Source organism: Pseudobutyrivibrio ruminis (genome assembly GCF_015057245.1).
GTDB classification, from domain to species: domain Bacteria; phylum Bacillota; class Clostridia; order Lachnospirales; family Lachnospiraceae; genus Pseudobutyrivibrio; species Pseudobutyrivibrio ruminis_E.
Genome location: NZ_SVET01000004.1, coordinates 126,813 through 150,525, shown reverse-complemented (window position 1 = coordinate 150,525; position 23,713 = coordinate 126,813). Strand labels below are relative to the sequence as shown.

Here is a 23,713-nt window from a genome sequence, read left to right as displayed (position 1 = left end):
CATCTTATTTGGCTAGTTGCGTATCGTACGGACATTTGTCCTCCTGCGCAAGACAATTTTAGATATATTCTAACGCTTCACCAAGCTAAAGTAAAGTATTTTTTTATTCTTATTATTTTGTTAGCAATTATTGCTAAGACATACCCTAAAAATGCAGATATAATGTGGGAAAAGTGCCATAAGGAGAACGACATATGACAAGCAAGAATATTACAGATATGACCCAAGGAAACCCAACTAAACATCTTCTGTTATTTGCCCTTCCAACCCTTATTGGCAATATCTTTCAGCAAATATACAACCTTGCAGATTCTATCATCGTTGGCCGATTTGTAGGTGCAAACGCTTTCGCTGCTATCGGTGCCACCAGTTCTATCACATTTCTATTTTTTGCCTTGTGTAACGGAATAGGCGGAGGCGGCGGAATTGTTGTTTCCCAATTTTACGGTGCACACGAAGATGCCAATGTAAAAAAATGTATTGTTAATACTGCATTGATTATGCTTATCGTGCCACTTGTAATAGGTACTTTGGGCTTTATTTTTGTTCCTCAATTTTTACGAATTCTAAGCACACCTGAAAATATTCTTTTTGATGCCATTTCCTACACTCGATATATGTGCGTAGGTTTGCTTTTTGTTTCTTTATACAATTTTCTATCCTCTATGCTTAGAGCTCTTGGAGATTCTAAGACACCTTTGTATTTCCTGATATTTTCTATAGTTTTAAATATCACACTGGATATCGTTATGGTGTGTGTTCTTCATAAAGGAATTCAGGGTGCAGCACTTGCTACTATCCTTTCCCAGTTAACATCAGTTATTCTTTGCAGCCTTCATGCATATAGAACTAATCCGTATTTCCGTTTTACATGTAATGATATTCAGCTTTCTCGTCAGATGTGTTATAAGGTTATTCGCCTTGGTGTACCAATGTCTATTCAGTTTGGATTGATAGCCATCTCATCAATGGCCGTTCAGCGTATTGTAAATTCCTACGGCACTATAGTGGTTGCCGCTTTCACTGCTACAAACAGAATTGAACAATTAATACATCAGCCATATACAACACTTGGCACCTCAATTTCTACCTTTAGCGGGCAGAATTTCGGTGCCAAGAAAAATGATCGTGTACTATCAGGATACTATTCTGGAATTCGTATCATGATTATACTGACTATATTTTTAATTTTTATTATGCAATTCTTTGGCCAGGCCATCACTGGGCTTTTTGTAGAGGATGAGGCCATCATCTCGCTTGGTGCCATGGGCCTTCGAATCACTAGCCTGTTCTACCTTGCACTTGGAATGATTTACGTCATTCGCGGTGTCCTAACCGGAATCGGCGATGCCTTCTTTTCATTGTTCAACGGAATTGTCGAGGTCATCGGTCGCTTCACTATTCCTGCATTATTCTGCAGTTATCTAGGATTTGGCGAAGCAGGAATTTGGATTTCTTCAGGCGTTGTTTGGCTCATTAGTGGCGTTACTGCATGGATTAGATATCTTACCTACTTTAGAAGTAAGATTTCTGTTAATACAGCTTTTCCTAATTAGAAAACCTGAATATCAAAGCTTACCTGGAATATGTCTGTGATACTTAACGTATTTCCGTATTCACGTTCTTCAAGCTTTTGATTAAAGCCTACTCTATCACATCGTCCATACCATGGTTCGATACATACAAATGGTGCGTGCTTTCCTACTGGAGACCATACACCAAAAAGTGGTGCATCAAACTTAACTGCTATTACATCCTGACCTTTGTCATCAATGAGTGTCACCTTATCTGATTGTCTATCCTCAATGATAAGGGCGTCTCGGCTAAAAAGCTCATCTGACATTCCAAGAACTCCATTAGAAAGTACAAACTGCTTCTGTTCATCTCCTAAGCAGCCACTGCCATCATCTGCAATAATATTTGCAGTAATCTTTGAATTAGGCTGATTGTCTTTTTCGAATCGGAGTGTATAAGTGTCTAAATCACAATTGAATGCTGGATGGCCTCCAATTGAGAAGTACATAGTTTCTTCGTTTGGATTTTCAACCTTCCATTCAACATTTACAGTATCATTTTCCAATCTGTAAGTGCTTACAAGTAGGAATGAAAATGGATATTTCTTTCTCGATTCTTCGTTATCCTTAAGTAAAAAAACAAGCTCATTTTCAGTCTGTCTGCCAAGCATAAAATCCATATCTCTGGCAAAACCGTGCTGCCCCATTTCATATGTCTGGCCCTTGTATACTGACTTTTTCTGATAGTAATTTCCTACAAGTGGAAAAAGCACTGGTGCTGTACGTCCCCAGTATGCAGCATCTGCCTGCCACATAAGCTCCTTCCCATCAGCTTTTCTAATAAGTGATTTAATCTCAGCTCCATGCTCAGCAACTGTAAGCTTTATTTTGTCATTTTCTAATGTGTAGTTCATAGTATATTATCCTTCCAAATTATAATTCCATCTCGTAGCATAGCATTGGCTGCTCATACAACTCACATTCACCCACCTTATTAAATGGGAATGCCGAATAACATTTAAGTGCTTTCATGTTATGTCTATTAACTAAGAAATGAAGGCTTTTGTAACTTCTATTTTTAAGCTCTTCCAAGCCTTTTTCAATCATTTCTTTAGCTAAGCCTCTACCTTGGCAATCAGGGCTAACCGCAAGCCTTGAAAGCTCTCCACCTGGCTGTAATTCATCTGTCCAACACTCTAAATTGTTAACAGAATCATCGTCATCTATTGAAATAGCAGCAATTATCTTGCCCTCTTCTCTCATTACAAGCAAAGCATCCCTGGATAAATCAAAATCTATCTCTTCCATTGTAGGATAGTATTCATTCCAAGGGCAATATTCCCTACCAAGCTGGGATTTATAGAGTTTTAAAATTTCGTCTTTGTCTTTTGCTGTAGCTTTTTCGATTACTCGCATGTTGGCCTCCCTTTCTTGCTAGACACATTATGGCATTTTGTGTCTATTCTAGCAAGAATTAGTCTTCATATCCTGTTATTTTGATTCTATTTTCAAAATCCTACGGTTGGGATTTCTTTTCTGATTTTTCAACCGTAGGATTATCTTTTAAACACCAAAAAACCTACGGCTAATTTTTGAAAATCTAAAATCTAGCCGTAGGTCCACTTGTGCTACTACGGTTGGGTTTAAAAATCTCACAAATTAGCCGTAGGTAAAGCTTGTTTTCAATGATCTTTTGTAATATATCTACGGACGAGAATTCGAAATTACATTTTCAACCGTAGGATTTTGAAAATAATTGAATTTTTAAGTCCAAATATAGTTTAGATAATCTGATTCGTTATAAAATAGCAAGTCGGATTCACTATTTATAACTATATAACTTCAATAATGATAACTATTCTCACTCGCACATCTTTAGAACAATAGATACTCTAACTATACATCATGCTTAGACTCAATTTGCCCTCAACAGTCGCTCTGCTTCTTGGATAGCTACACAGTCTGCAAACCTCTCAGGCCACATCATCTCATTGTAATATCTGTATGTAGTCTCAGCATTCATGTAGTTATTATCAAATGTAGAATTGCATCCGGCTGGAACAATAACCTGGTAGCCTCTATCAAAAGCAGATTTTACTGTGGCATCTATGCAGAAATTTGTCTGGAGACCTACTATCATAAGTTCCTTTGTGCCTGTCTGCTGAAGATAAGATACAAAATCTGGATTTCCAAAGCAGCTATTCACTGTCTTGGTAAAAATCCTCTCATTGCCTATTGGCGCAACCTGGTCTGCAATTTCATAGTCCTCATCACCTGCAGAGAAACCTGAACCTGGGCCATCGTCATGCTGTACATAAATGACCTCTATATCATTCTTTCGTGCTGTCTGAATCAACCTTGATGTATTTTCTATAAACTCCTGATAATTGTATAATCTCTCGTCTGTAATTCCTTTTTGTACATCAATAACCAGTAAAACCATTATTGCCCCCGTTTCTATAAGTCTGCCACATCTACTACTTTTATTCCATTTTGCTTGAGAAGCTCAACAAACACACCATTTCCTGGAATTAGATTTCCTGAAAAAGTACCATCATAAATAGTATTAACACCACAAGATGGACTTCTTGATTGTAGTATCACAAGCTCTGCTTTTTTATCTATTAGTATTTGCAAAGCCTTCATTGCACCAGTTCGAAATTCTGCATCTACAGAACTACCATCCTTGTGCTTTACAACACCATCAACTATTTCTGCTGATTCCCTTGGTGTAGGAAGCCCTCCTAAAACTTCAGGACAAACAGGTACAACCTCATGCCCCTTTACATATTCAAGGGTCTTTTCACTATAATTATTGCCCCCGTTATATTTGCAATTCTCACCTAATAAACATGCACTAACGCCTATGACCATTTAAGTATTCTCCTCTTAATTTCTAGGCGCATTATGGCATTTGTTGTTTATCAAGTCAACACTTGTTAAATGCAATAATTCACTATATTGTGTATAACATCCTTACTATTAAGCGGAGTATCAAATGTTTCCATAGACAAAATCAAATTATCCCCTAAGTGATAGCCACTTCTGCTGTAATCATAGATTTTTAGCATGTTCTTTTTGGCATAATCTTCGTTGTCAATTAGCCCTAAGTGCTCCCAATAAATAGTCTTTCTCTCTCTTACATTAAGAACTGCAAAATCCGGGTATACAATATGTCCGATAGAAAGCTCTAAATACGGTTCGTATACGTAAGGCACGTTATATTTTTCAAACAAATCAGCTATTATCTTTTCTGACTTTGATCTAACTCTTTCGCCATTATTTGTTTGGATTTTACCATCCTCAAAAAATGTGTTTTGATTTCCGGCGTGTTCCAGCTTCCAGCGTTCTATATACATTTCATCTGTTTCTACAATTGGAACAACTATATTTCGCTTGCTCAATGGAAGCTTATTATAAATAGAATGAATATCTTCAAAGTCACATCCTTTAATAGTCTTTTCTATTTCCTTTTCCATTTTCTTAAGCTTACTATTTACTGCCACCTCGTAGTCACGCTGTATTATTTTCTTTACCAGTGTATATTCATCGTTCTTCGCATATTTACTTTCACCTGTTTCAGGATCAACGAAATAATACTGAACGCAATTATTGCTTGTGGATGACCTAATTCTCTTATTAGGCAGCCCCCTATACTTGACTAAATTCTTTTGAGATTTCTGCAACAACTCATTTATTGCCGTCTGTTTTTCTATTAATAATTCTTTACAATCTTTCATATACTCTATTTCCTATAAAAAATATTAGATTTTCGATTTTCCTACGGTTGAGATTAGTTTTTTTGTAATCTCACCCGTAGCGATTTCATCAAATCCACAAAATACCTACGGCTATTATTTGAACTTGCAAATCTTAACCGTAGGACACCAACCGACACTACGGTTGTAATCACATAAACGCAATAATAGCCGTAGGTAAAACTCATAATCACTACTACTGCTCTTTATTACTACGGTCGAAAAATAGAAATACTAATTTGAACCGTAGTATTTTCGTAAAATTGGGATTTTTTCTCTGAAAATAAAATAAGACTCTTTAAAATGTTATAAATAAAAGTTAATGAAAAAGATATTTGTATAATATAACGTCAGAATTCAGATTTGTCAACAACTAGCTCCTATATTCCCGTATCAACTGCCCTATACAAGCCTAATTCGCTTATACATATGGGAACGCACCTTCATCAATCATTTCAATCATAATATCTGCAAACTTAGGGTCAAACTGGGAGCCTTTGCCTTTTTCTATCTCTCCGCGGACCACTTCAACAGGCAGAGCTCCCCTATAGCTTCTGGTGCTTGTCATGGCGTCATAGGCATCTGCCACAGCAATGATTCTGGCTTCCTCCGGGATGTCCTCACCTGAGAGCCCCTCTGGATAACCTTTTCCATCGTATCTTTCATGATGCCATTTAGCGCCTGCTGCAAGCTCAGGCATTTCCTTGATATTGCCCAGAATCTTGCCACCAATACCTGGATGCTTCTTAATTTTGGCAAACTCTTCGTCTGTAAGTCTTCCCGGCTTATTTATAACTTCATCAGGAACTCCTATTTTTCCAACATCATGAAGAAGCCCCATCATAAAAATTTGCTCCTGATGCTTCTCATCATAACCATATCTTCTAGCTATCTCTTTTGAAAAAATCGCTACTCGTCCTGAATGGCCTTTTGTGTAATTGTCTTTTGCGTCGATGGCATCTGCAAGGCTCTCTACTACGTGAAGAAAAAGATTCTCGTTCTCCCTTGTTTTCTCTTCCACCATGCCCTCAAGATTTCGTTGGAGTCGGATAAGCTCCACAGCATGCTTCACCCTAAGCACAAGTACACTTGCCACAAATGGTTTTCTGATAAAATCCATTGCACCAAGTGACAGCCCCTTTGTCTCTGTGTCCTCATCTTCGTTGCCTGTAAGGAAAATCACAGGCGTATCCCTCCAGCCAGCTTCACACTTTTTAAGCTCCTTAATAACTTCAAAGCCATCCATCTCAGGCATACTAATATCCATAAGGATAAGGTCCGCCGCCTGATTATCCTTAGTGTAATCCAAAAGGGCCTTTCCGGATTTCAAAACTACTGCTTTGAGCCCAGAGCTTGTAAGAGTATTCCAAGCCTTTTTTAAAATAATAGGATCATCGTCTACAACTACAATCTGTGGAATCATTTTTTTGCCTCCCCAATGTAATCCTCCTGCTGGTTTATACCGCATTTTGATAGTGGTATACTCTACTTATGGAGGAGTACGATTTATGAATATTAATATACCTGGTATTGATGTAGAAAAAGCTATCAAAAACGCTGGTTCAGAGGAACTCTTTATAGAGCTTCTCAGTGATGTATACAAATTAATGGATGACAAGGTCGCTTCAGTAGAATCCAACCTTGCATCAGGTAATATCGCAAACTATACGGTCGAGGTACATTCCCTAAAAACTACCTGCCGCATGATTGGTGCCATGAAGCTTGGCGAGGATTTCTTTACTTTGGAAAAACTCGGCAAGGACAATAACGTGGAGCAAATCAAGGCCCTTACACCAGGTGTTTTAGATGCATTTAAAGGACTCAAAACTTATCTTGAGCCATTTGCGTTAAATAGCCTTGTGCCTCAAAAAAGTTTTGATAAAGAAGCCCTGTCAAATATTCTAAATATGCTCATCACTGCTGTGAACGACTTTGATTTAGGAAGCGCCGAAGATGCTGCAAAACAGCTTCTTTCCTATAAATGTGATGAAGCTCTTTCAACCCAAATCAAAGACTTGGATAAGCTTGTTTCTAATCTAGATTTCGATGAAGCAAAAGAGCTTGCACTGCAAATTCTTAGTAGCTTATAGGCCTACTCCGTCGGTATTGAACCATAGTTTTCAACGGCTTCATCCACTGTCATTTCTCCATTTACAATTGCGTAGGCTGCTGCTCTATATTGCTTTACTGCTGTGTCTAGGATTTCTGTATCTCTAAAGTTTACAGTTCGTTCCTCTGGAAAATCTGATAGTGAAGCGTACACTTCATCAAGGGAATAATCCTTGGTTGGAGTGATGAGTCGTTTTTCTGCTGCCATCAAACCAAGTTCTTCTTCGCTAGTAAGGAATCTGATAAACTCATTTGTCATGTCCAGGTTTGCACTGTTTTTATTAACACAGAATAATATTGAAACTGAATCCATATAGTATCCACCTTCATCTCCAGAAGGTGCTACGTAAAAATCATAGTTGAAAGGGTTAGACGAAAAAGCTTCGGACTGTCCTTCTCTCTTTTTTGTTCCAGAGACAACATCGCCTGAGCAAAGCATCATTGGAACATCTCCTTCGAAAAATCTCAAGATTACTGAATTGTAGTCATCTTCGATTTCCGCTGAACATTTAGCTACATCTATACATCCTGAGTCTACAAGCTCTTGTAATCGCTCTAAAGATGGCCTCATTGCCTCACCTGCTGATGGTTCCAAATTATTAAGGCCCTCCTCGATACTTCTATCATCCTTTACAGTCTTGGCAAACATAGGATAGCTAAATGCATAGCCGATACCTGGCGTAGTTGTTGTGTTTGCTCCCATAAGAGGTGATTCATAGCCAGCTTCTTTAAGCTTTCCACATACATCCTTCAATTCCTCAAATGTGGTCGGAACCTCAAGGTCTTCCTTTTCAAAAATGTCCATATTTACAAGCATTCCATAGGATGTGGCAAATACAGGTAATGTGAGGATTTCTCCATCATCCATCTCCCATTTAATGCTAGGACGAATACAGTCTAAATTGATTTCAAGCTCCGGGTCAGACAAAATCTCTGCCCCATCAAACAGTGGTGCAAATTGCTCATCCCCGTACATCCATGGCTGCACCACGTAGATATCTGGTGGCTCCTGTCCGGCAAGTGCAGGGCCAATTGTATTTCTGTAGTCATCCAGATATGTGTACTCTATCTCACCATTTGGATAGTGCTCGTAAAATCTGTCGATGGTACTCTCCAAGGATTCAAAGTTTGAATAAGATCCCACCACTGAAACCCTGTACTCTGTATCTGCCGCGTATTTGGGAGAGAACTCATTTGTTGACTCTTCCTGTTGTTCAGCCTGAGTCTCAACTTGAGTCTCATCTTGATTCTCGCTCTGATTTTGAGTCTGTCCGCAGCCTACGTACGTAATTGTCAGGAGCGATATGAAAGTCATAGCTAATAATGATTTAATTTGTTTATTCATGTTCTCTCCTTTCTGTGTCAGTAATCTTTGCAAAGAACTCATCTACCTGAGTAGTGATTTCCCTTTCACTCTTCTCCTTAAAATTGTCTCGAATAATCCTTTCTTGGTCCCATTCAGTTAATTCCGAAAGCTTGTCATCCATTAGAATCAGCTCCGCTTCATGGGACTTTAAATAGGCTTCTGCCTGCTCCGTGGATTTTGACACTGCCACCTCATATTTATTTGAAAACAGTGCCATAATCCTGCGGAGAAATTGAATATCTTCGTCCACTAAAAGAATTTTATGCTTCTGTTCAGGCTCATCAGCCACCTTTTTAATCAAATCAGAAGATAGATACGTGAGAAGCATATTTTCAAGACGTCCTGTATCAATTGGCTTTGTTAGGTAATCGTCAAAACCTGCATTTATATACATTTCCCTCATTCCGGATACCGCATTTGCGGTAAGGCAAATGACAGGTGTTTTAGCGTTCGGCGTGTCATTGCACTCTTTCATTTCCTTTATAGTTTCAATGCCATCCTTATCAGGCATCATATGATCCAGGAAAATCACATCATAGAAATTTCGTTTAAACAAAGTCAAACAAGCATCTCCGCTTTCCGCGGTATCTATCTGGATTTTTGTTTCTCTAAGAAGATTTACAAATACCTTTAGATTAATCTCGTTGTCATCAACCACCAGAATTCGTGCATCTGGTGCAACAAACTGTACTTTGTACTGCTCTCTTTCCTTAAGAAAACTCTTGTATGCAGCGTCGAACTCGCCTAGTGGTTCCCATTTCACTACCTTTTGTTTTAAATCAAATGAAAAAACAGAGCCCCTACCATACTCACTTTCTACCTGAATTGAGCTTCCCATCATATTTAAAAATCTTTGGGCGATGGCCATTCCCAGGCCAGTTCCTTCTATGTTGCGATTATTCTTTTCATCAATTCGCTCAAAGGCTGCAAATAATTTGCCCAAATCCTCACTTTTTATTCCAATTCCAGTATCCTCCACACTCACGTGAAGCATTACATAATCAGGATTGTCTTCACATTTACTGCTCTTAATAGAAAAAGTAACGCCGCCTTCCTTTGTGTATTTCACAGCATTTGAAAGAATGTTTGTGATAACCTGTTTAATCCTTATCTCATCGCCATGCAGACATCTTGGAATATTTGGATCCACATCTAGCTTGAATGTAAGATTCTTCTCATCTGCCTTTCTCTGAACCATATTTACAATGTCATTCAAGAGTGACGCGCAATTATAGTCCACATTAATGATTTCCATTTTCCCTGCTTCAATCTTAGAGAAATCCAAAATATCATTGATGATTCTAAGAAGAGTGTTGCCAGCAGCCCTGATATTTTCGGAATACATTAGAATCTCTTCATCATGACTATCTCTTAGAATCATTTCATTCATACCAACTATGGCATTCATTGGAGTCCTTATATCATGAGACATGGTGGACAAGAAATATGATTTTGCTTCATTTGCCTGATTTGCGGCCTCAGCCGCTACTGTTAGTTTGCGATTAAAATTCAGAAGGATTATCAGGTTAAAAGTCAGAAGAATCAAAAGTCCAGCAACAACGATTCCAAGTATTAGCCAATCGATTGATTTGTTCACCGTCAGCTCATCTGCTGGAATATATGCAACAAGAAACCAGGAATCTAAACTACTTAGAGGAGTGTATGCAATCACACAATCCTCATTCTTTGAATTATAAATATGCATCGAACCACTATCTGAATGGATTTTATCCACTACATCGCTATATTCCTGGGCCGACAAAGGATTATATGACTTGAAATACTCAAAGAAATTACTATTTTTCAGGGATTTACCATGAATCATATAATCCCCATCCCAATCTATAATTGATATTTCAACGTTCTCGTATTCACCCTTCAAAAAAACCAGCTTCTGTTCTAGTCGGCTTACAGGCACCACTCGAATGATAATTGCATCACGCATATCACCTGTTTCGTTATCCAGAACCTTTATGTTGTTTAAAAAGGCAATTGACTGAACGCCATTTAAAGGGTTGGTATATGCTCGTGTAAGGTTTACTGCCCCCTCTACATTGCTTACCTCAAAGTTGTCAAAAATATTAATATGGGAATAATTCACTGAGTAATCGGACGGATCTGTAGACCTGGCGGTAGTAGATATGCCCGCCATAGAACCGTCGTCAATATATATTAGATGTCCTGATATTTCAGGAGATATTTTCGCTTTTCGAATATAAGAAATAGCCTCATCAACTGTCATCGGAGTCCCAGCCTCGGCTGACCCGTTGATGTAGTTGGCCCAAATATCGCACAAATGCTGCTCGTCAGCCAAGTAATTGGCGACGATTTGCTCTGTAGTAGTTGTCATTTTTTCAAAAGACGCAATTGAAGAAAGATTCGATTCTTCTGCCCTATCGTTAGCATATTTCACGATAATGCATAGAATCAAACCTACTATCAAAATATTGATAATAACAATATATCTTTTCTTCAACTCTCATCCCCCTGTACTTAGTTCACAATTAACTTATAATGTACAGGTTAATTATAACATTTAACATGTAGGGAATTTGTTAACAAATCTTTAATTATGACTTCTTGCTGACAGAAAAATGAAATTGTCAGCAAGAAGTCATACATATTTCTAAATTTCAAAATCCAGGCAGCTTCTGATTTTAGTGTATGGTCTAACCTTCCCATCCGCTACAGCAACATGCTCAGGATGTACCGCATAGCCCTTGAGAGCCTCTTCACTTTCAAATGTAGAATCAAGCATCAAATCAGCATTTGAGCTGGCAAGACCATTGATGTTGACCTTGATATCAATCATTCCTGGAATCTTTCCTGACAATCCCTCTAATCCTTCTTTGATGCCAAGCTTTACCTGCTCCTTTTCCTCCGCTGAAAGCTCATCTTTAAGTGTCCATAAAATAATGTGTTTTACCATGTCTATTCTCCTTTTTATTAGTTGTTTCGTTACTTAAGCGCCTGTACCCACTCGGCCTCTTTGAACCCCAGAAGAACTGTATCATCAGTAATAACAAGCGGGCGTTTTACAAGCATTCCGTCTGTTGCCAAAAGATCAAGCTGCGCTTCTTCACTCATATCTGGAAGCTTCTTTGAAAGCTCCATCCCTCTGTAAAGCTGGCCGCTTGTATTGAAGAATTTTTTAAGAGGCTGACCACTTTTTTCATATGCAGCTTTGAGAGTAGCTTTGTCTGGATTGTTGCCTTTGATATCAATTAAATCATACTTGATTTTGTTATCATCAAGCCACTTCAGAGCCTTTTTACATGTAGAACATCTTTCATAACAATACACTTTAATCATAATCCTAGTCCTCCTATTTAAATATTATTAATATCCATTCCGAATTTACCAAGATCTACCTTTCCGTTTTGGACAACGATTCCATCAGCCTCCAAAAGATTCTGCTGAACGCCAGCTCCTCCAAATACGTACTCATCCGCCAGCTCACCTTTGGAATTTACCACTCGATAGCAAGGAATGTTTTCAAAATCTGGATTTTTGTGTAAGGCATTTCCTACTGCTCTGCTCATTTTAGGATTGCCTGCCATAGCAGCCACCTGGCCATAGGTGGCAACCTTGCCCCGTGGGATTCGTTTTACTGCTTCGTATATACGTTTTGTAGGAGAATCCGTAACCAAATCATAGCTTTCCGCAATCATTCTCTTAACATCATCATCTGGAATGCTTCCATCTAAAATCACAGTGTTCCAATGCTCCTTGTTCTGGTGATACCCCGGAATTACCGCATCATAAGTGCGCCTCCAGAAATCTCTCCATTCAGGGTCACATTTCAAATTCAAACAAATCTGCCCGTCTTTTTCATATGACCAAAGGAACGCCTTTTTACTTGGCTTCACCCTAATAAGCTGCCAGTTAGGATCGTGAAATGGCGCCTCCTGATATGTATAAGGAAATGTAAGCCCGTAGCTTAATGCTTCCTCTCTGGTTTTCATTATAGTCCCCCTTTTACCAAACAAATGGAATAAGCCTATATTTTACCCGCTCTTTGTACTGCTTGTATCCATCAAGTCCTTCCTCTAAGACTTTCTCCTCATTACGAATGCGCTTTGCAATGATTGGAAGATATACAAGCATTATTACAAATGAAAAAATAGAGCCTAGGATAATTGGCATAGCTAAAAATAGCAGAAATGTTGCCATATACATTGGATGGCGCACTATTCCATATAGGCCTGTATCAACCACCTTCTGGCCTTCCTGCACTTCTATGGTTCTTGAAAGATATTCATTTTCTCTAAGCACCTCAGCGTATAGCAAATAGGCTAATAGAAAAATCACTGTGCCTGCAATCGTCACCCACGCTGGTAGCACCAGCCATGAAAATCTGAAATTCAAACCAGCAATTATGAAGGATGACAAAAACATTAGACCGCTGAACAAGACCACTTCCTTTTGCTCCATCTGTTCTTCCTTTGCATTTAATCGCTTCCGCAAAAGCTCTGGATTTTTCTTCATCAGAATCAATCCCGCCACAAACATAGGGATAAAAAGCACTCCCATAAGCAACCAGGCCTGCCAAAAGGCAAAGCTTCCTGCCGCTGGAAATAGCAGCAATCCCACTAATATTACTCCAGCAAAAAATTTAATTAGTGCAGAAATCAGTAATTTATTTGTCATAGCTTGCTCCCCCAATAATCAGCTTACATCCAGCTGTTTACAATTGCTATTTCCTCGATATATCCTGCATCATCATTTGGTGTTTCCAAAATAAAAGGAAGATTTTGGAGAGTAGGATGTGTTGCAATTCGTTTCATGGCTTCCATACCGATGTAGCCCTGTCCTAGCTTCTCATGGCGGTCTTTTGCTGCTCCGCATTCATTTTTACTATCATTAAAATGAATTGCCTTCAATCTGTCCAAACCGATGATTTTATCAAACTGTGTAAGCACACCATCAAGATCATTTACGACATCATAGCCACCATCCCAAACATGGCATGTATCAAGGCAAACTCCCAGTTTGTCACTAAGCGTAGTGCGGTCAATAATTTCTCTTAATTCCTCAAAAGTTTTGCCCACCTCTGAGCCTTTGCCAGCCATTGTTTCAAGGAGTACTGTAGTATGCATATCTTCAAATAATGCCTCATTAAGTCCGTCAGCAATCTGCTGAATTCCGATTTCTGGCCCTTGGCCCGTGTGAGAACCTGGATGGAAATTGTAATATTGATTTGGAACCTGCTCCATCCTTTGCAAATCCTGCTTAAGCATATCGAGAGCATTTGCTCTGGTCTCTGGCTTTGCAGAGCAAAGATTCATAGTGTAGCTGGCATGAGCTACAAGTGTACCAAATTTCTTCTCCTGAAGAATCTGCTGAAGCTTTTCAACATCTTCTGGCTCTATATCCTTTGCTTTTCCACCACGTGGATTTCTTGTAAACCATGCAAATGTGTTTCCTCCAAAATCCACCATCTGACGTCCCATTGCTTCATATCCGTTTGTCACTGATAAGTGACAGCCTATATATATCATTTAAAATCTCCTTAGTAGTCTTTTTTTCGATGAGCTTGTGTTGCAATTGATTATACCAAATTAAGCGTCAACTGTTCATATCTCTCAGGCAAATCATTCAAGTAGCTAAAGCAATCATCAGGTTTATAAAGGATCTTATGTGCTTTACAAGTATCCTCGAAAAGTTGCATTAGTTTTTTGTTGTTAGGGCTTGGTACATTATAGGAATTGCCATAGGTTCTAATGTATTTTTCTTTCAATCCTGGAAAATTTTTATCCAATGCCTCATAAAAATATTCCCTGTCACCTTCCCTCAAGGTCACGCCCATATCAAAGCAAATGATGCCCTTCACACCCACGCGAATACATTCTTCTAGTATCGCATTTACGTTTTCTTCTGAATCGTTTATAAAAGGCAGTATTGGCGTGAGCCAAACCACTGTTGGAATACCACGCTTTTGCATCTCCTCTAACACCTGTATTCTCTGTTTCGTGTTGCAGACATTTGGTTCTATAATAGCGCACAGGTCATCGTCATAAGTAGTCAATGTCATCTGCACTACTGCCTTTGCCTTCTGATTGATTTCATCTAGAAGATCAATATCCCTAAGAATCCTGTCTGACTTTGTCTGAATCGCTATGCCAAATTCATATTTAGAAATGATTTCAAGACACTGTCTTGTGAGCTTTAACTGCTCTTCGCAGTGCATATATGGATCTGACATAGAACCTGTGCCAATCATACATTTTTTTCTTTTTGATTTAAGCGCTGCCTCTAAAAGCTCTGGAGCATTCTGCTTCACCTCAATATCATCAAAGGCATGGGTAAACTGATAGCATTTGCTTCTGCTATCACAATAAATACAGCCATGGGTGCAACCACGATAAATGTTCATGCCGCATCGACCATTATTTGCAGTTAATATCCCCTTCGCATTTACGAAATGCATTTGTTGCCTCCTGACACCTTTACGGCTCTCGTGTTAAAAACTCTTATGCAATTTCCAAAAATCGATAGTCTCCTGCAAATCTGCCTCATCTGCAAAAAGATTCATCTTTTTTCCTATTGCTATGGCCATATCAACATACATATTGGCCCTTGCAGTAATTACATACTCGCCAACGACCAAATCATCCTTAACTGAATGCGTTGATTCTATTCCTTTTAATACTCCTGCCTTGTCTAATACATCTACACCATTGCATATTCCTGCAACAATTCCCTTATTGTCCACAACTGCACGGATAAAGGAATATACTTCTTCATTATCAATGGTTGAAATGTCGCCACCTGGCACCAAGAGAAGCTCCACATCTTTAGGGTCAATCTCTCTTAACGCACAAGTTGCATTCAAAGAAAACTTTTCCTGTGCCGTAACTGACTTTCCATCTACTGTAGCAAATACTATTTCATGTCCAGTGCACTGAAGAAAATAATTCGTAATTACGATTTCATAAATACAACAAGTCTCATATAATAATACAACTGTTTTCATAAATATAATTCTACCTTCCTACCCTGTTATTAATCCGCATTATAACAATATTGTGTATTGCCGTCCATATCTACAACAAAAACTCCCGTATTTTCTCTTCTACAAGCCTAACATCAATTGGTGCATCTGATGACTCCATAGTTGTGATTAAATCCCGGCCTTGAATATAACCATTTTTCTCATAACTATGTATCTTCTTAAAATTCTTTGTAGCATAATCCATATCCGAAAGAATCCCTAGATGCTCCCAATAAATAGTCTTTCTTGTAATTGTATTCAATGCGACAAAGTCAGGATATACCGTACTATAGCCCAGTTCTAACATCGACTCATATTGATAAGGAACATTATACTTATCCAAGGCATCAGCAATAATCTTTTCCGACTTTGATCGTACCATCTCTCCTCGATTTGTCTGATATAGACCTTCTTCTGGGAATGGATTCTGCTGCCCCGGATGTTTTTCTAACCAGTTTTGAATATATATATCATCAGGTTCTATTAGTGGGGTTACATATCTTTTCCGTCCTTCATTCAAATTGTCATATACATCCGTTAATTCTTTTATATCATATAGACTGATAAACTTATCTATACGTTTATGCAATATCTTTAATTTCTCATTTAATGCAAGTTCATAATCTTTTTGAATATATTTTCTAATAGCTTTTTCATCCTCAGCCCCCATATACTTTCTTATGCCATTCATCTTATCAACATAATAATATTGAAAATTGCCACGACACCGAGATACATGAATCTGCCCATTGCCTAAATCCTTGTACTTAGATACATTTCTATTAGAGCGCTTTATAAGAATATTTAGCTCTTGTATCTGTTCTTCTAACTTCTTTTTATGATTTTCCATTACTCCTCCACATCAATTATTTTGTTAATACATCCTTGCCTATTCTAAAGCTCCTCATTTCAAATAAGTTGTTGCCCTATACAGTTTTTTTAGAAATCCCCTCCAAAAAAACTGTATTGAAATTTTCTGTTTACATAAATGTACAGTTATTTTTTATCTCTTGTGATAAATAACTGTACAACAAACCCCTCATTTTAAACTTAAACAGTGTTTTCTGGCTATAGTATAAAAATCACTGTCGATATAAATAAACCATGACAGTGTTTTTAGATGACAGCATCAAAAAAACTGTATCATCATAATCTAAGCTCTTTTCGCTTTTATTAGCGTACAGTTATTTTCATAAAAAACCGTATAATCACTGTACTTCTGCTATTTCATTCTCTTTCCAACCGTGAAAACTGTGGCGAATTGCCAAATAAGTGATAAAAATAGAACACTTTTCATAACTCGTACGATAATATAACGTTCAAAAGCAACTTTGTCAATACCCAATCCTGAAAATCTGAACGATAAACCAATCTATCTACAAATCAAATACCAGATATTGTCATTTTATTGTCACGAGACAATAAAAAAGCTCTGAGGACATTGAATTCTCAATGTTCTCAGAGCAATAAACTCTATTCCATCTCCACAGTTCCTGGTGGCTTAGAAGTAAGATCGTACATTACGCGGTTAACGCCCTTAACTTCGTTGATGATGCGGCTCATTACACGCTGAAGAACTTCGAATGGAATCTCAGAAGCTTCTGCTGTCATGAAGTCTACTGTTTCAACTGCACGAAGTACTACTGCGTAGTCGTATGTACGCTCGTCGCCCATAACGCCTACTGAGCGCATGTTTGAAAGTGCTGCAAAGTACTGGTCTGGAAGCTTTGCGAGGCCTGCCTCTGCAAGCTCTGTACGATAAATATAATCAGCATCCTGAACGATGCGAACCTTTTCTGCTGTAACTTCGCCAATGATACGAATACCAAGGCCTGGGCCTGGGAATGGCTGACGGAATACAAGGTATTCTGGCAAGCCAAGCTCTAAACCGACCTTACGTACTTCGTCCTTGAAAAGATTGCGAAGTGGCTCGATGATTTCTTTGAAATCAACATAGTCAGGGAGACCACCTACATTATGGTGAGACTTGATAACTACTGACTCACCGCCAAGTCCTGATTCAACAACATCTGGATAGATAGTTCCCTGTGCAAGGAAATCAACAGTGCCGATTTTCTTAGCTTCTTCCTCGAATACACGAATGAATTCCTCGCCAATGATTTTACGCTTGCGTTCTGGTTCTTCAACGCCTGCGAGCTTTGCGTAATAACGCTCTGCCGCATTAACACGAACAAAATTAATATCAAATGAGCCTTCTGAACCAAATACTGATTCTACCTCATCACCCTCGTTTTTACGAAGAAGGCCATGGTCAACGAAAACACATGTAAGCTGCTTTCCAATTGCCTTTGCAAGAAGAGCTGCTAGAACAGATGAATCTACACCGCCGGAAAGAGCAAGAAGCACTTTTCCTGAACCTACGCGCTCTCTTATTTCTCCGATTGTCTGCTCAACAAAGGAATCCATACGCCATGTGCCAGCTGTCTGACAGATGTTTCTTACAAAGTTATGAAGGATTTCCTTTCCACGAACAGTGTGGAGTACCTCTGGATGGAACTGGATAGCGTAAAGCTTTTTATCTTCACAAGCTGCTGCTGCAACTGGGCAATCATTTGTATGAGCGATAATGTCAAACCCAGGTGCCACTGAAGAAATATAGTCAAAGTGACTCATCCAAACAACTGTTGAGTCCTCAACACCTGCAAAAAGAGTATCCTTTGATCCGTCAATAAATGTCTCAGTTTTGCCATATTCACGAACTGGCGCTTTCTCAACCTTACCGCCAAGAACATGCATCATAAGCTGTGCGCCATAGCAAAGACCAAGTACTGGTATACCAAGTTCAAAAAGTTCCTTAGTATAGGTAGGTGCCCCTTCCTCATAACATGAATTAGGACCTCCTGTCAGGATTATTCCCTTAGGATTCATCTCTTTAATTTGGTCGATAGGGGTACGATAAGAATAAATCTCACAATAGACATTACATTCTCTGACACGACGTGCCACAAGCTGATTGTATTGTCCGCCGAAATCAATAACAATGACTTTCTCTTGATTCATAGCAGCTCCTTACTAGATAAATTTTTCTAAAGTATAGATGAAATTTTCAAAATCTTCAACAAAAAAACTTAATATTAACAGGATTTCATTCGATACAATATTTAGATATGAAGAAAAAGGAGTTTCTATGAGTGTAAGCGTAACCAATTCATTAAGCATAAGATTGTTTTACAATCACTATTCATCGGTAGCAAGTGGCTCTACTAGAAAGAATTCTACCACTGGTACCCTTTCTTTTGCTGACGCTACTGCTCTGCGCAACGCCATCAGAAATCTCCAGGATTATAAGTTCGAAGATGTAACCAAAGACCAGATTCAGGAGAAGCTAAAAGCCTTCACTGACACCATGAACAATACCCTTGAATCTGCAGTTAAATATGGTAAGGGAAGCACTTCTGTAAAAAATGCAGCATCTACTATTAAAAACCTTAATACTCAATATGCTTCTGATTTGGCCAAAATTGGTATTACTGTAAATAAAGATGGCAGTATGTCACTATATGAAAATGCTTCAAAAAACTACTCTGTCAGCAAGTTCTCAGACTTCTTTGATAAAGACTCCCAATACTTGTCTGATTTATATAACGCTGCAAAGCGTATTACTAGAAGAGTCGATGTGCGAATTTAACTTGAATTTTTGCCTCTATTCGACTACATTTAATATGTAATATTTTGTTTATTCGGAGGCAACAAAATGGCTTTTGGTAAATCCTCAAAACGAGGACTTAAAATAATCATCGTAGGATGCGGTAAAGTTGGCCGTACCCTTGTTGATAGACTTTCTAAAGAAGGTCACGATATTGTTGTAATCGATCAAAAACAGGATCGAATCGATAATCTTACAAATCTATACGACATAATGGGAATTCAAGGAAATGGTGCCAGCTACAGCATTCAGGTTGAGGCTGGCATTAAAGATGCAGACCTCATTATTGCCGTTACAAACTCTGATGAGCTGAATCTACTATGCTGTACAATTGCAAAGCAGGTAGGTGACTGCGCTTCTATCGCCAGAGTTAGAAATCCTGACTATTCAAAGGAAATTTCATATCTTCAGGAGAAGCTGGGTCTCGTTATGATTATCAACCCAGAGTTTGAAGCTGCTAGGGAGATTTCTTCTATTCTCTCATTGCCATCTACTCTTGAAGTCTCTTCATTTGCTCACGGCCAGGCTGAGCTTGTTGAGTTCGCTATTGAAGAGGGAAATGTTTTGGATGGTCTTACTATCAAAGACTTAAGTTCAAATATTTCCAGCAAGGTACTGATTGCCGCAGTAAAGCGTAACAATGATGTTATAATCCCTTCCGGCGATTACACTCTCAAGGCTGGTGATATTGTTTGTGCCGTAGGTGCTAGACGATTTGCACGTACCTTCCTTAATGAAATCGGATTCAAGACACGCCAGGTTCGTGATTGCTTGATTGTCGGCGGCGGAAAGTCTTCTTTCTACCTGGCAAAGCTCTTACTTCAGGCCAGAATCAATGTACGAATCATCGAGCGCGATAAAGAGCGTTGCGAGGAGCTTTCTGTTATGCTTCCAAAGGCTACCATCATTAATGGAGATGGTGGTGATGAGGCATTACTTAGAGAAGAAGGCATTGAATACGTTGAAAGCTTCGTTCCTCTCACTGGAATTGATGAAGAAAACATACTTTTAACTCTTTATGCTAATCAGGTTAGCAATGCAAAGGTTGTTACAAAGGTTAATAGAATCAGTTTTGATAACGTACTATCTCAGCTCAACTTAGGTTCAGTGGTTTACCCACGACACATTACTGCTGAGTCAATTATTGCTTATGTACGTGCAAAGAGTGCATCTGGTGATGGTGATGACATTCTTACTCTCTACCACCTGTTTGATCAAAAGGTAGAGGCTATCGAATTCAACATTAGCGAGAAGTCAAAGGCAACTGGTGTGCCATTCTCAGTTCTCCAGTTTAAGGACAATGTACTTATCGCCTTTATCAACCGTAATGGTACCATCATCATTCCTAGCGGTTCTGACACAATCGAAGTTGGTGATACTGTAGTGGTTGTTACAACCCACTCTGGCTTCGGCTCTATACTTGATACATTGAGGTAATCGGATATGAATACTTCCGTTATTCGTTTTATTTTAGGATATGTTGTTGGATTCCTCGGCTTGTTCCTTATGCTTCCTATCATGGTAGCTCTCATATATCACGAAGATGTATGGATTTACTATGCAGTTGTTGCATTTCCTTGCCTTATCATCGGAATCCTAAACAGCTATTTCCGTCCAAAGAAATTTGTTTTCTATTTAAAAGAAGGATTCTTCTGCACAGGCGCATCTTGGGTTGCCCTTTCTGTAATCGGTGCCCTTCCACTTCGCCTTAGCGGAGAGATTCCACATTATGTAGATGCTTTATTTGAGGCAGTTTCCGGATTCACCACCACTGGTGCATCCATCCTTGATAACGTAGAGTTGCTTACTCACGCCTCTCTATTTTGGCGAAGCTTCACTCACTTTGTTGGTGGTATGGGAGTTTTAGTATTCTTGCTTACAGTCATTCCACTTGCCGGTGGTGAGGGCTCTCAGTTCAACCTGATGAAAGCAGAATCACCTGGACCTTCTGTTGGAAAGCTTGTTCCTAAGCTGAAAAACACTGCCCAGATGCTTTATCTTATCTACATTGGACTTACACTTTTAGAGTTCATACTACTACTTATTGCAGGCATGACACCATTTGAAGCAATCAACACCTCTATCGCCACTGCTGGTACTGGTGGATTTGGTATCTATGCTGATAGTATTGCTGGTTTCAACGTTGCATGTCAGTGGATTGTTGCAATATTCATGTTTATATTTGGTGTAAACTTCAACTTTTACTACTACCTACTCTTCCATCACGCAAGAGATGCTTTCAGAATGGAAGAAGTTAAAATGTACACCGCACTTACAGTTGGTTCTATTGGAATCATCACTATAAACATTTTAAACAGCAGTGCAAACCTTTTTGACGCTGTAACCAAGGCAGCATTCCAGGTAACATCAATTCAGTCATCTACTGGTTTCTCTACTGCAGATTTTGCCCAGTGGCCACAGACTAGCCGATGTGTACTTGTACTTCTGATGTTTATTGGTGCCTGCGCCGGTTCAACTGGTGGTGGTATCAAGGTATCCCGATTCGTACTTATGGGAAAGGCTGTCCACAAAGAGTTAATCAGTTACATCCATCCTAGAAGCGTCAGAAAAACTCGCATGGATGGCAAGCCTGTTAACCATGATACAATCCGTTCCAACAACGTATTTTTTGGAACATTCATGCTCATCTTCTTTGTAAGTGTATTTGCACTTTCATTCGAAGATTTAGATTTTTCAACAATATTTACAGCAGTTATCGCCACAATGAGTAACATTGGACCTGGACTTAGCATGGTTGGTCCTGCATCAAATTTCGCTTTCTTCAGTGATTTTTCAAAGATTATCCTTATCTTTGATATGCTTGCCGGCCGACTTGAATTGTTCCCAATTCTCATGCTCTTCCATCCTAATATATGGACTGATTTGTTTAAGAAACGTCGCTGTAAAGAATTGAAACACGCAGGAAAAGTACTTAAAAAATGAAATTAAATACAACAATTATAGAAATGACTGATGCCTATTTGCATCAGTCATTTTATCAATCTAACGAAAATCTTAATATTATAGACTGTCGAGATATTGAAGGCACCAGATGCTATCTTGACGATGCGGCCAAGGCAGAGCTTATAAAACGAATAAGCAACGAACCAGCCGATGGAATTCACTTTATAGATTCTGGTAACTACCACTATCTCACTCTTCTTTGGCTGAGCAAAATACATGTAGATTTCAATCTGGTTTTATTTGATCATCATCCTGACGATCAGCCACCAAGCTTTGGTATGATTACTTCTTGCGGAGGCTGGGTGCTAGAGGCAAAGGAGACATTGCCTCACCTAAAGAACGTTTACACCTTTGGTGTTGGTGATATGCCTGATATTTCTGATATTTCCACTGATTTACCACTGTACATTTCTATCGACAAGGATGTACTATCCACCGATTATGCCATCACAGATTGGGACCAAGGAACAATGACCTTACTAGAAATCAAAGAGATTCTGGGAAAGATTTTTTCCGCACATGAAATATATGGCGTAGATATCTGTGGAGATTCTGGAGAAATGGCTGAAAATGGGTCCTCAATCAATAATCAGACAAATGCAACTCTTTTTGACTTTTTGTCACAAAAAAAATAAAATAGAAGTAAGAAAAGTATCAAATCAAATGTGATTGGAGGGAACAACTATGTATCCAGTAATTACCATCTCAAGAGAATTTGGCAGCGGCGGTCATAGCATAGGCGAGGCTGTGGCAAAACAGTTGAACATCCCATTTTATGACGGAGAAATTGTTAATCGCGTAGCAGTTGAAAGCGGTTATGCAAAAGAACTTATAGAGACTCAGGGTGAGTACACTTCATCCACAGCAATGTGGTTTGATATCTCTGCGGCAGGAACAATGTACTTCCAGAGCCCACAGGATGAAATCTTTATTGCACAGAAAAAAGTCATCCTTGACTGCGCAAGCAAAGGACCATGTGTAATTGTTGGACGTTGTGCTGATTATATCCTTAGAAAAGAAGGAGTTCGTTGCATGAATGTCATGATTCATGCAGATATGGAACATAGAAAAAAACGTGTATTAGAGCGCTATGAAAATATCGAGAATGTCAGCATTGAAAAGAGACTCGCAAAAAAAGATAAGCAGCGTAAAACATATTACAAATACTACACTGACAAGAACTGGGGCGACTTCCGCGAATATGATGTAATCCTTGATAGCGGCACCCTGGGTGAAGGAATGTGTGTAAAGACAATCTGTGATTTAGCTGCAGCTTTCCCAGAATAAATAGAAACAAAAAAGCTAAATGTAATAGACAAAGACTATTACATTTAGCTTTTT

Annotated in this window: 24 protein-coding genes; 7 read left to right on the top strand and 17 right to left on the bottom strand. The window is 38.8% G+C overall.

The window, feature by feature from the left end; genetic code table 11:
- The first annotated feature begins 194 nt into the window (after positions 1-194).
- Positions 195-1,556 (top strand): MATE family efflux transporter, encoded by a 1,362-nt coding sequence (locus E7274_RS05385; RefSeq protein WP_304174365.1) that lies wholly within the window; start codon positions 195-197, stop codon positions 1,554-1,556.
- Here the strand turns inward: E7274_RS05385 and E7274_RS05380 are convergent.
- From E7274_RS05380 to E7274_RS05355, 6 genes are all read right to left on the bottom strand, one after another.
- Positions 1,553-2,428 (bottom strand): aldose 1-epimerase family protein, encoded by an 876-nt coding sequence (locus E7274_RS05380; RefSeq protein ID WP_304174363.1) that lies wholly within the window; start codon positions 2,426-2,428, stop codon positions 1,553-1,555. The genes E7274_RS05385 and E7274_RS05380 overlap by 4 nt on opposite strands.
- Positions 2,429-2,447: 19 nt before the next feature.
- Complete coding sequence (locus E7274_RS05375; protein WP_304174362.1) at positions 2,448-2,930, bottom strand: GNAT family N-acetyltransferase; 483 nt, start codon at positions 2,928-2,930, stop codon at positions 2,448-2,450.
- A gap of 499 nt (positions 2,931-3,429) precedes the next feature.
- Complete coding sequence (locus E7274_RS05370; RefSeq protein WP_304174360.1) at positions 3,430-3,957, bottom strand: cysteine hydrolase family protein; 528 nt, start codon at positions 3,955-3,957, stop codon at positions 3,430-3,432.
- A 14-nt stretch (positions 3,958-3,971) separates the two neighbouring features.
- Positions 3,972-4,388, bottom strand: coding sequence for a DUF523 domain-containing protein (locus E7274_RS05365; RefSeq protein ID WP_304174358.1), 417 nt, complete (start codon positions 4,386-4,388; stop codon positions 3,972-3,974).
- A 65-nt stretch (positions 4,389-4,453) separates the two neighbouring features.
- Positions 4,454-5,254, bottom strand: a complete 801-nt coding sequence (locus tag E7274_RS05360; protein ID WP_304174356.1) for a hypothetical protein — start codon at positions 5,252-5,254, stop codon at positions 4,454-4,456.
- A gap of 439 nt (positions 5,255-5,693) precedes the next feature.
- Positions 5,694-6,695 carry an HD domain-containing phosphohydrolase gene (locus tag E7274_RS05355; protein ID WP_304174354.1) on the bottom strand — a complete coding sequence of 334 codons (1,002 nt, stop codon included), beginning with the start codon at positions 6,693-6,695 and terminating at the stop codon, positions 5,694-5,696.
- An 85-nt stretch (positions 6,696-6,780) separates the two neighbouring features.
- On the opposite strand from E7274_RS05355, the gene E7274_RS05350 reads away from it, so the two are divergent.
- On the top strand, positions 6,781-7,362 hold the full coding sequence (locus E7274_RS05350) for an Hpt domain-containing protein (RefSeq protein ID WP_304174352.1): 582 nt from the start codon (positions 6,781-6,783) through the stop codon (positions 7,360-7,362).
- A 2-nt stretch (positions 7,363-7,364) separates the two neighbouring features.
- Here the strand turns inward: E7274_RS05350 and E7274_RS05345 are convergent, their stop codons facing one another.
- From E7274_RS05345 to guaA, 11 genes are all read right to left on the bottom strand, one after another.
- Positions 7,365-8,726 carry an ABC transporter substrate-binding protein gene (locus E7274_RS05345; RefSeq protein ID WP_304174350.1) on the bottom strand — a complete coding sequence of 454 codons (1,362 nt, stop codon included), beginning with the start codon at positions 8,724-8,726 and terminating at the stop codon, positions 7,365-7,367.
- On the bottom strand, positions 8,719-11,223 hold the full coding sequence (locus tag E7274_RS05340) for a response regulator (protein ID WP_304174348.1): 2,505 nt from the start codon (positions 11,221-11,223) through the stop codon (positions 8,719-8,721). Before E7274_RS05340 ends, E7274_RS05345 begins: the two co-directional genes overlap by 8 nt.
- A 150-nt stretch (positions 11,224-11,373) precedes the next feature.
- Positions 11,374-11,676 (bottom strand): Dabb family protein, encoded by a 303-nt coding sequence (locus tag E7274_RS05335; RefSeq protein ID WP_304174346.1) that lies wholly within the window; start codon positions 11,674-11,676, stop codon positions 11,374-11,376.
- 29 nt (positions 11,677-11,705) lie between these two features.
- The gene (locus E7274_RS05330; RefSeq protein WP_304174343.1) at positions 11,706-12,059 is read right to left on the bottom strand and encodes an arsenate reductase family protein; all 354 of its coding nucleotides are present in this window, start codon (positions 12,057-12,059) and stop codon (positions 11,706-11,708) included.
- Positions 12,060-12,076: 17 nt separating this feature from the next.
- Positions 12,077-12,712: a methylated-DNA--[protein]-cysteine S-methyltransferase gene (locus E7274_RS05325; RefSeq protein WP_304174342.1), complete on the bottom strand. Its 636-nt coding sequence runs from the start codon at positions 12,710-12,712 to the stop codon at positions 12,077-12,079.
- Between the two features lie 13 nt (positions 12,713-12,725).
- On the bottom strand, positions 12,726-13,397 hold the full coding sequence (locus E7274_RS05320; protein ID WP_304174340.1) for a methyltransferase family protein: 672 nt from the start codon (positions 13,395-13,397) through the stop codon (positions 12,726-12,728).
- Between the two features lie 23 nt (positions 13,398-13,420).
- Positions 13,421-14,248 (bottom strand): deoxyribonuclease IV, encoded by an 828-nt coding sequence (locus E7274_RS05315; RefSeq protein ID WP_304174338.1) that lies wholly within the window; start codon positions 14,246-14,248, stop codon positions 13,421-13,423.
- A gap of 50 nt (positions 14,249-14,298) precedes the next feature.
- Positions 14,299-15,177, bottom strand: a complete 879-nt coding sequence (locus tag E7274_RS05310) for an SPL family radical SAM protein (RefSeq protein WP_304174336.1) — start codon at positions 15,175-15,177, stop codon at positions 14,299-14,301.
- Positions 15,178-15,210: 33 nt separating this feature from the next.
- Entirely contained in the window at positions 15,211-15,723 is a 513-nt protein-coding gene (locus tag E7274_RS05305; RefSeq protein ID WP_304174335.1) for a DJ-1/PfpI family protein, read from the bottom strand.
- A gap of 70 nt (positions 15,724-15,793) precedes the next feature.
- The gene (locus E7274_RS05300) at positions 15,794-16,591 is read right to left on the bottom strand and encodes a hypothetical protein (protein WP_304174333.1); all 798 of its coding nucleotides are present in this window, start codon (positions 16,589-16,591) and stop codon (positions 15,794-15,796) included.
- 623 nt (positions 16,592-17,214) lie between these two features.
- Positions 17,215-18,762 carry a glutamine-hydrolyzing GMP synthase gene (gene guaA / locus E7274_RS05295; RefSeq protein WP_304174331.1) on the bottom strand — a complete coding sequence of 516 codons (1,548 nt, stop codon included), beginning with the start codon at positions 18,760-18,762 and terminating at the stop codon, positions 17,215-17,217.
- A gap of 127 nt (positions 18,763-18,889) precedes the next feature.
- On the opposite strand from guaA, the gene E7274_RS05290 reads away from it, so the two are divergent.
- From E7274_RS05290 to E7274_RS05270, 5 genes are all read left to right on the top strand, one after another.
- Complete coding sequence (locus tag E7274_RS05290) at positions 18,890-19,390, top strand: hypothetical protein (RefSeq protein WP_044937401.1); 501 nt, start codon at positions 18,890-18,892, stop codon at positions 19,388-19,390.
- Between the two features lie 66 nt (positions 19,391-19,456).
- Positions 19,457-20,845: a Trk system potassium transporter TrkA gene (gene trkA, locus E7274_RS05285; protein WP_090479578.1), complete on the top strand. Its 1,389-nt coding sequence runs from the start codon at positions 19,457-19,459 to the stop codon at positions 20,843-20,845.
- Between the two features lie 6 nt (positions 20,846-20,851).
- Positions 20,852-22,351 (top strand): TrkH family potassium uptake protein, encoded by a 1,500-nt coding sequence (locus E7274_RS05280; RefSeq protein ID WP_304174329.1) that lies wholly within the window; start codon positions 20,852-20,854, stop codon positions 22,349-22,351.
- Complete coding sequence (locus tag E7274_RS05275; protein ID WP_304174327.1) at positions 22,348-23,007, top strand: hypothetical protein; 660 nt, start codon at positions 22,348-22,350, stop codon at positions 23,005-23,007. The genes E7274_RS05280 and E7274_RS05275 overlap by 4 nt, the downstream gene beginning before the upstream one ends.
- 49 nt (positions 23,008-23,056) lie before the next feature.
- A complete protein-coding gene (locus E7274_RS05270) occupies positions 23,057-23,659 on the top strand; it encodes a cytidylate kinase-like family protein (RefSeq protein ID WP_044937393.1) in 603 nt (200 codons plus the stop codon).
- The last annotated feature ends 54 nt before the right edge of the window (positions 23,660-23,713 follow it).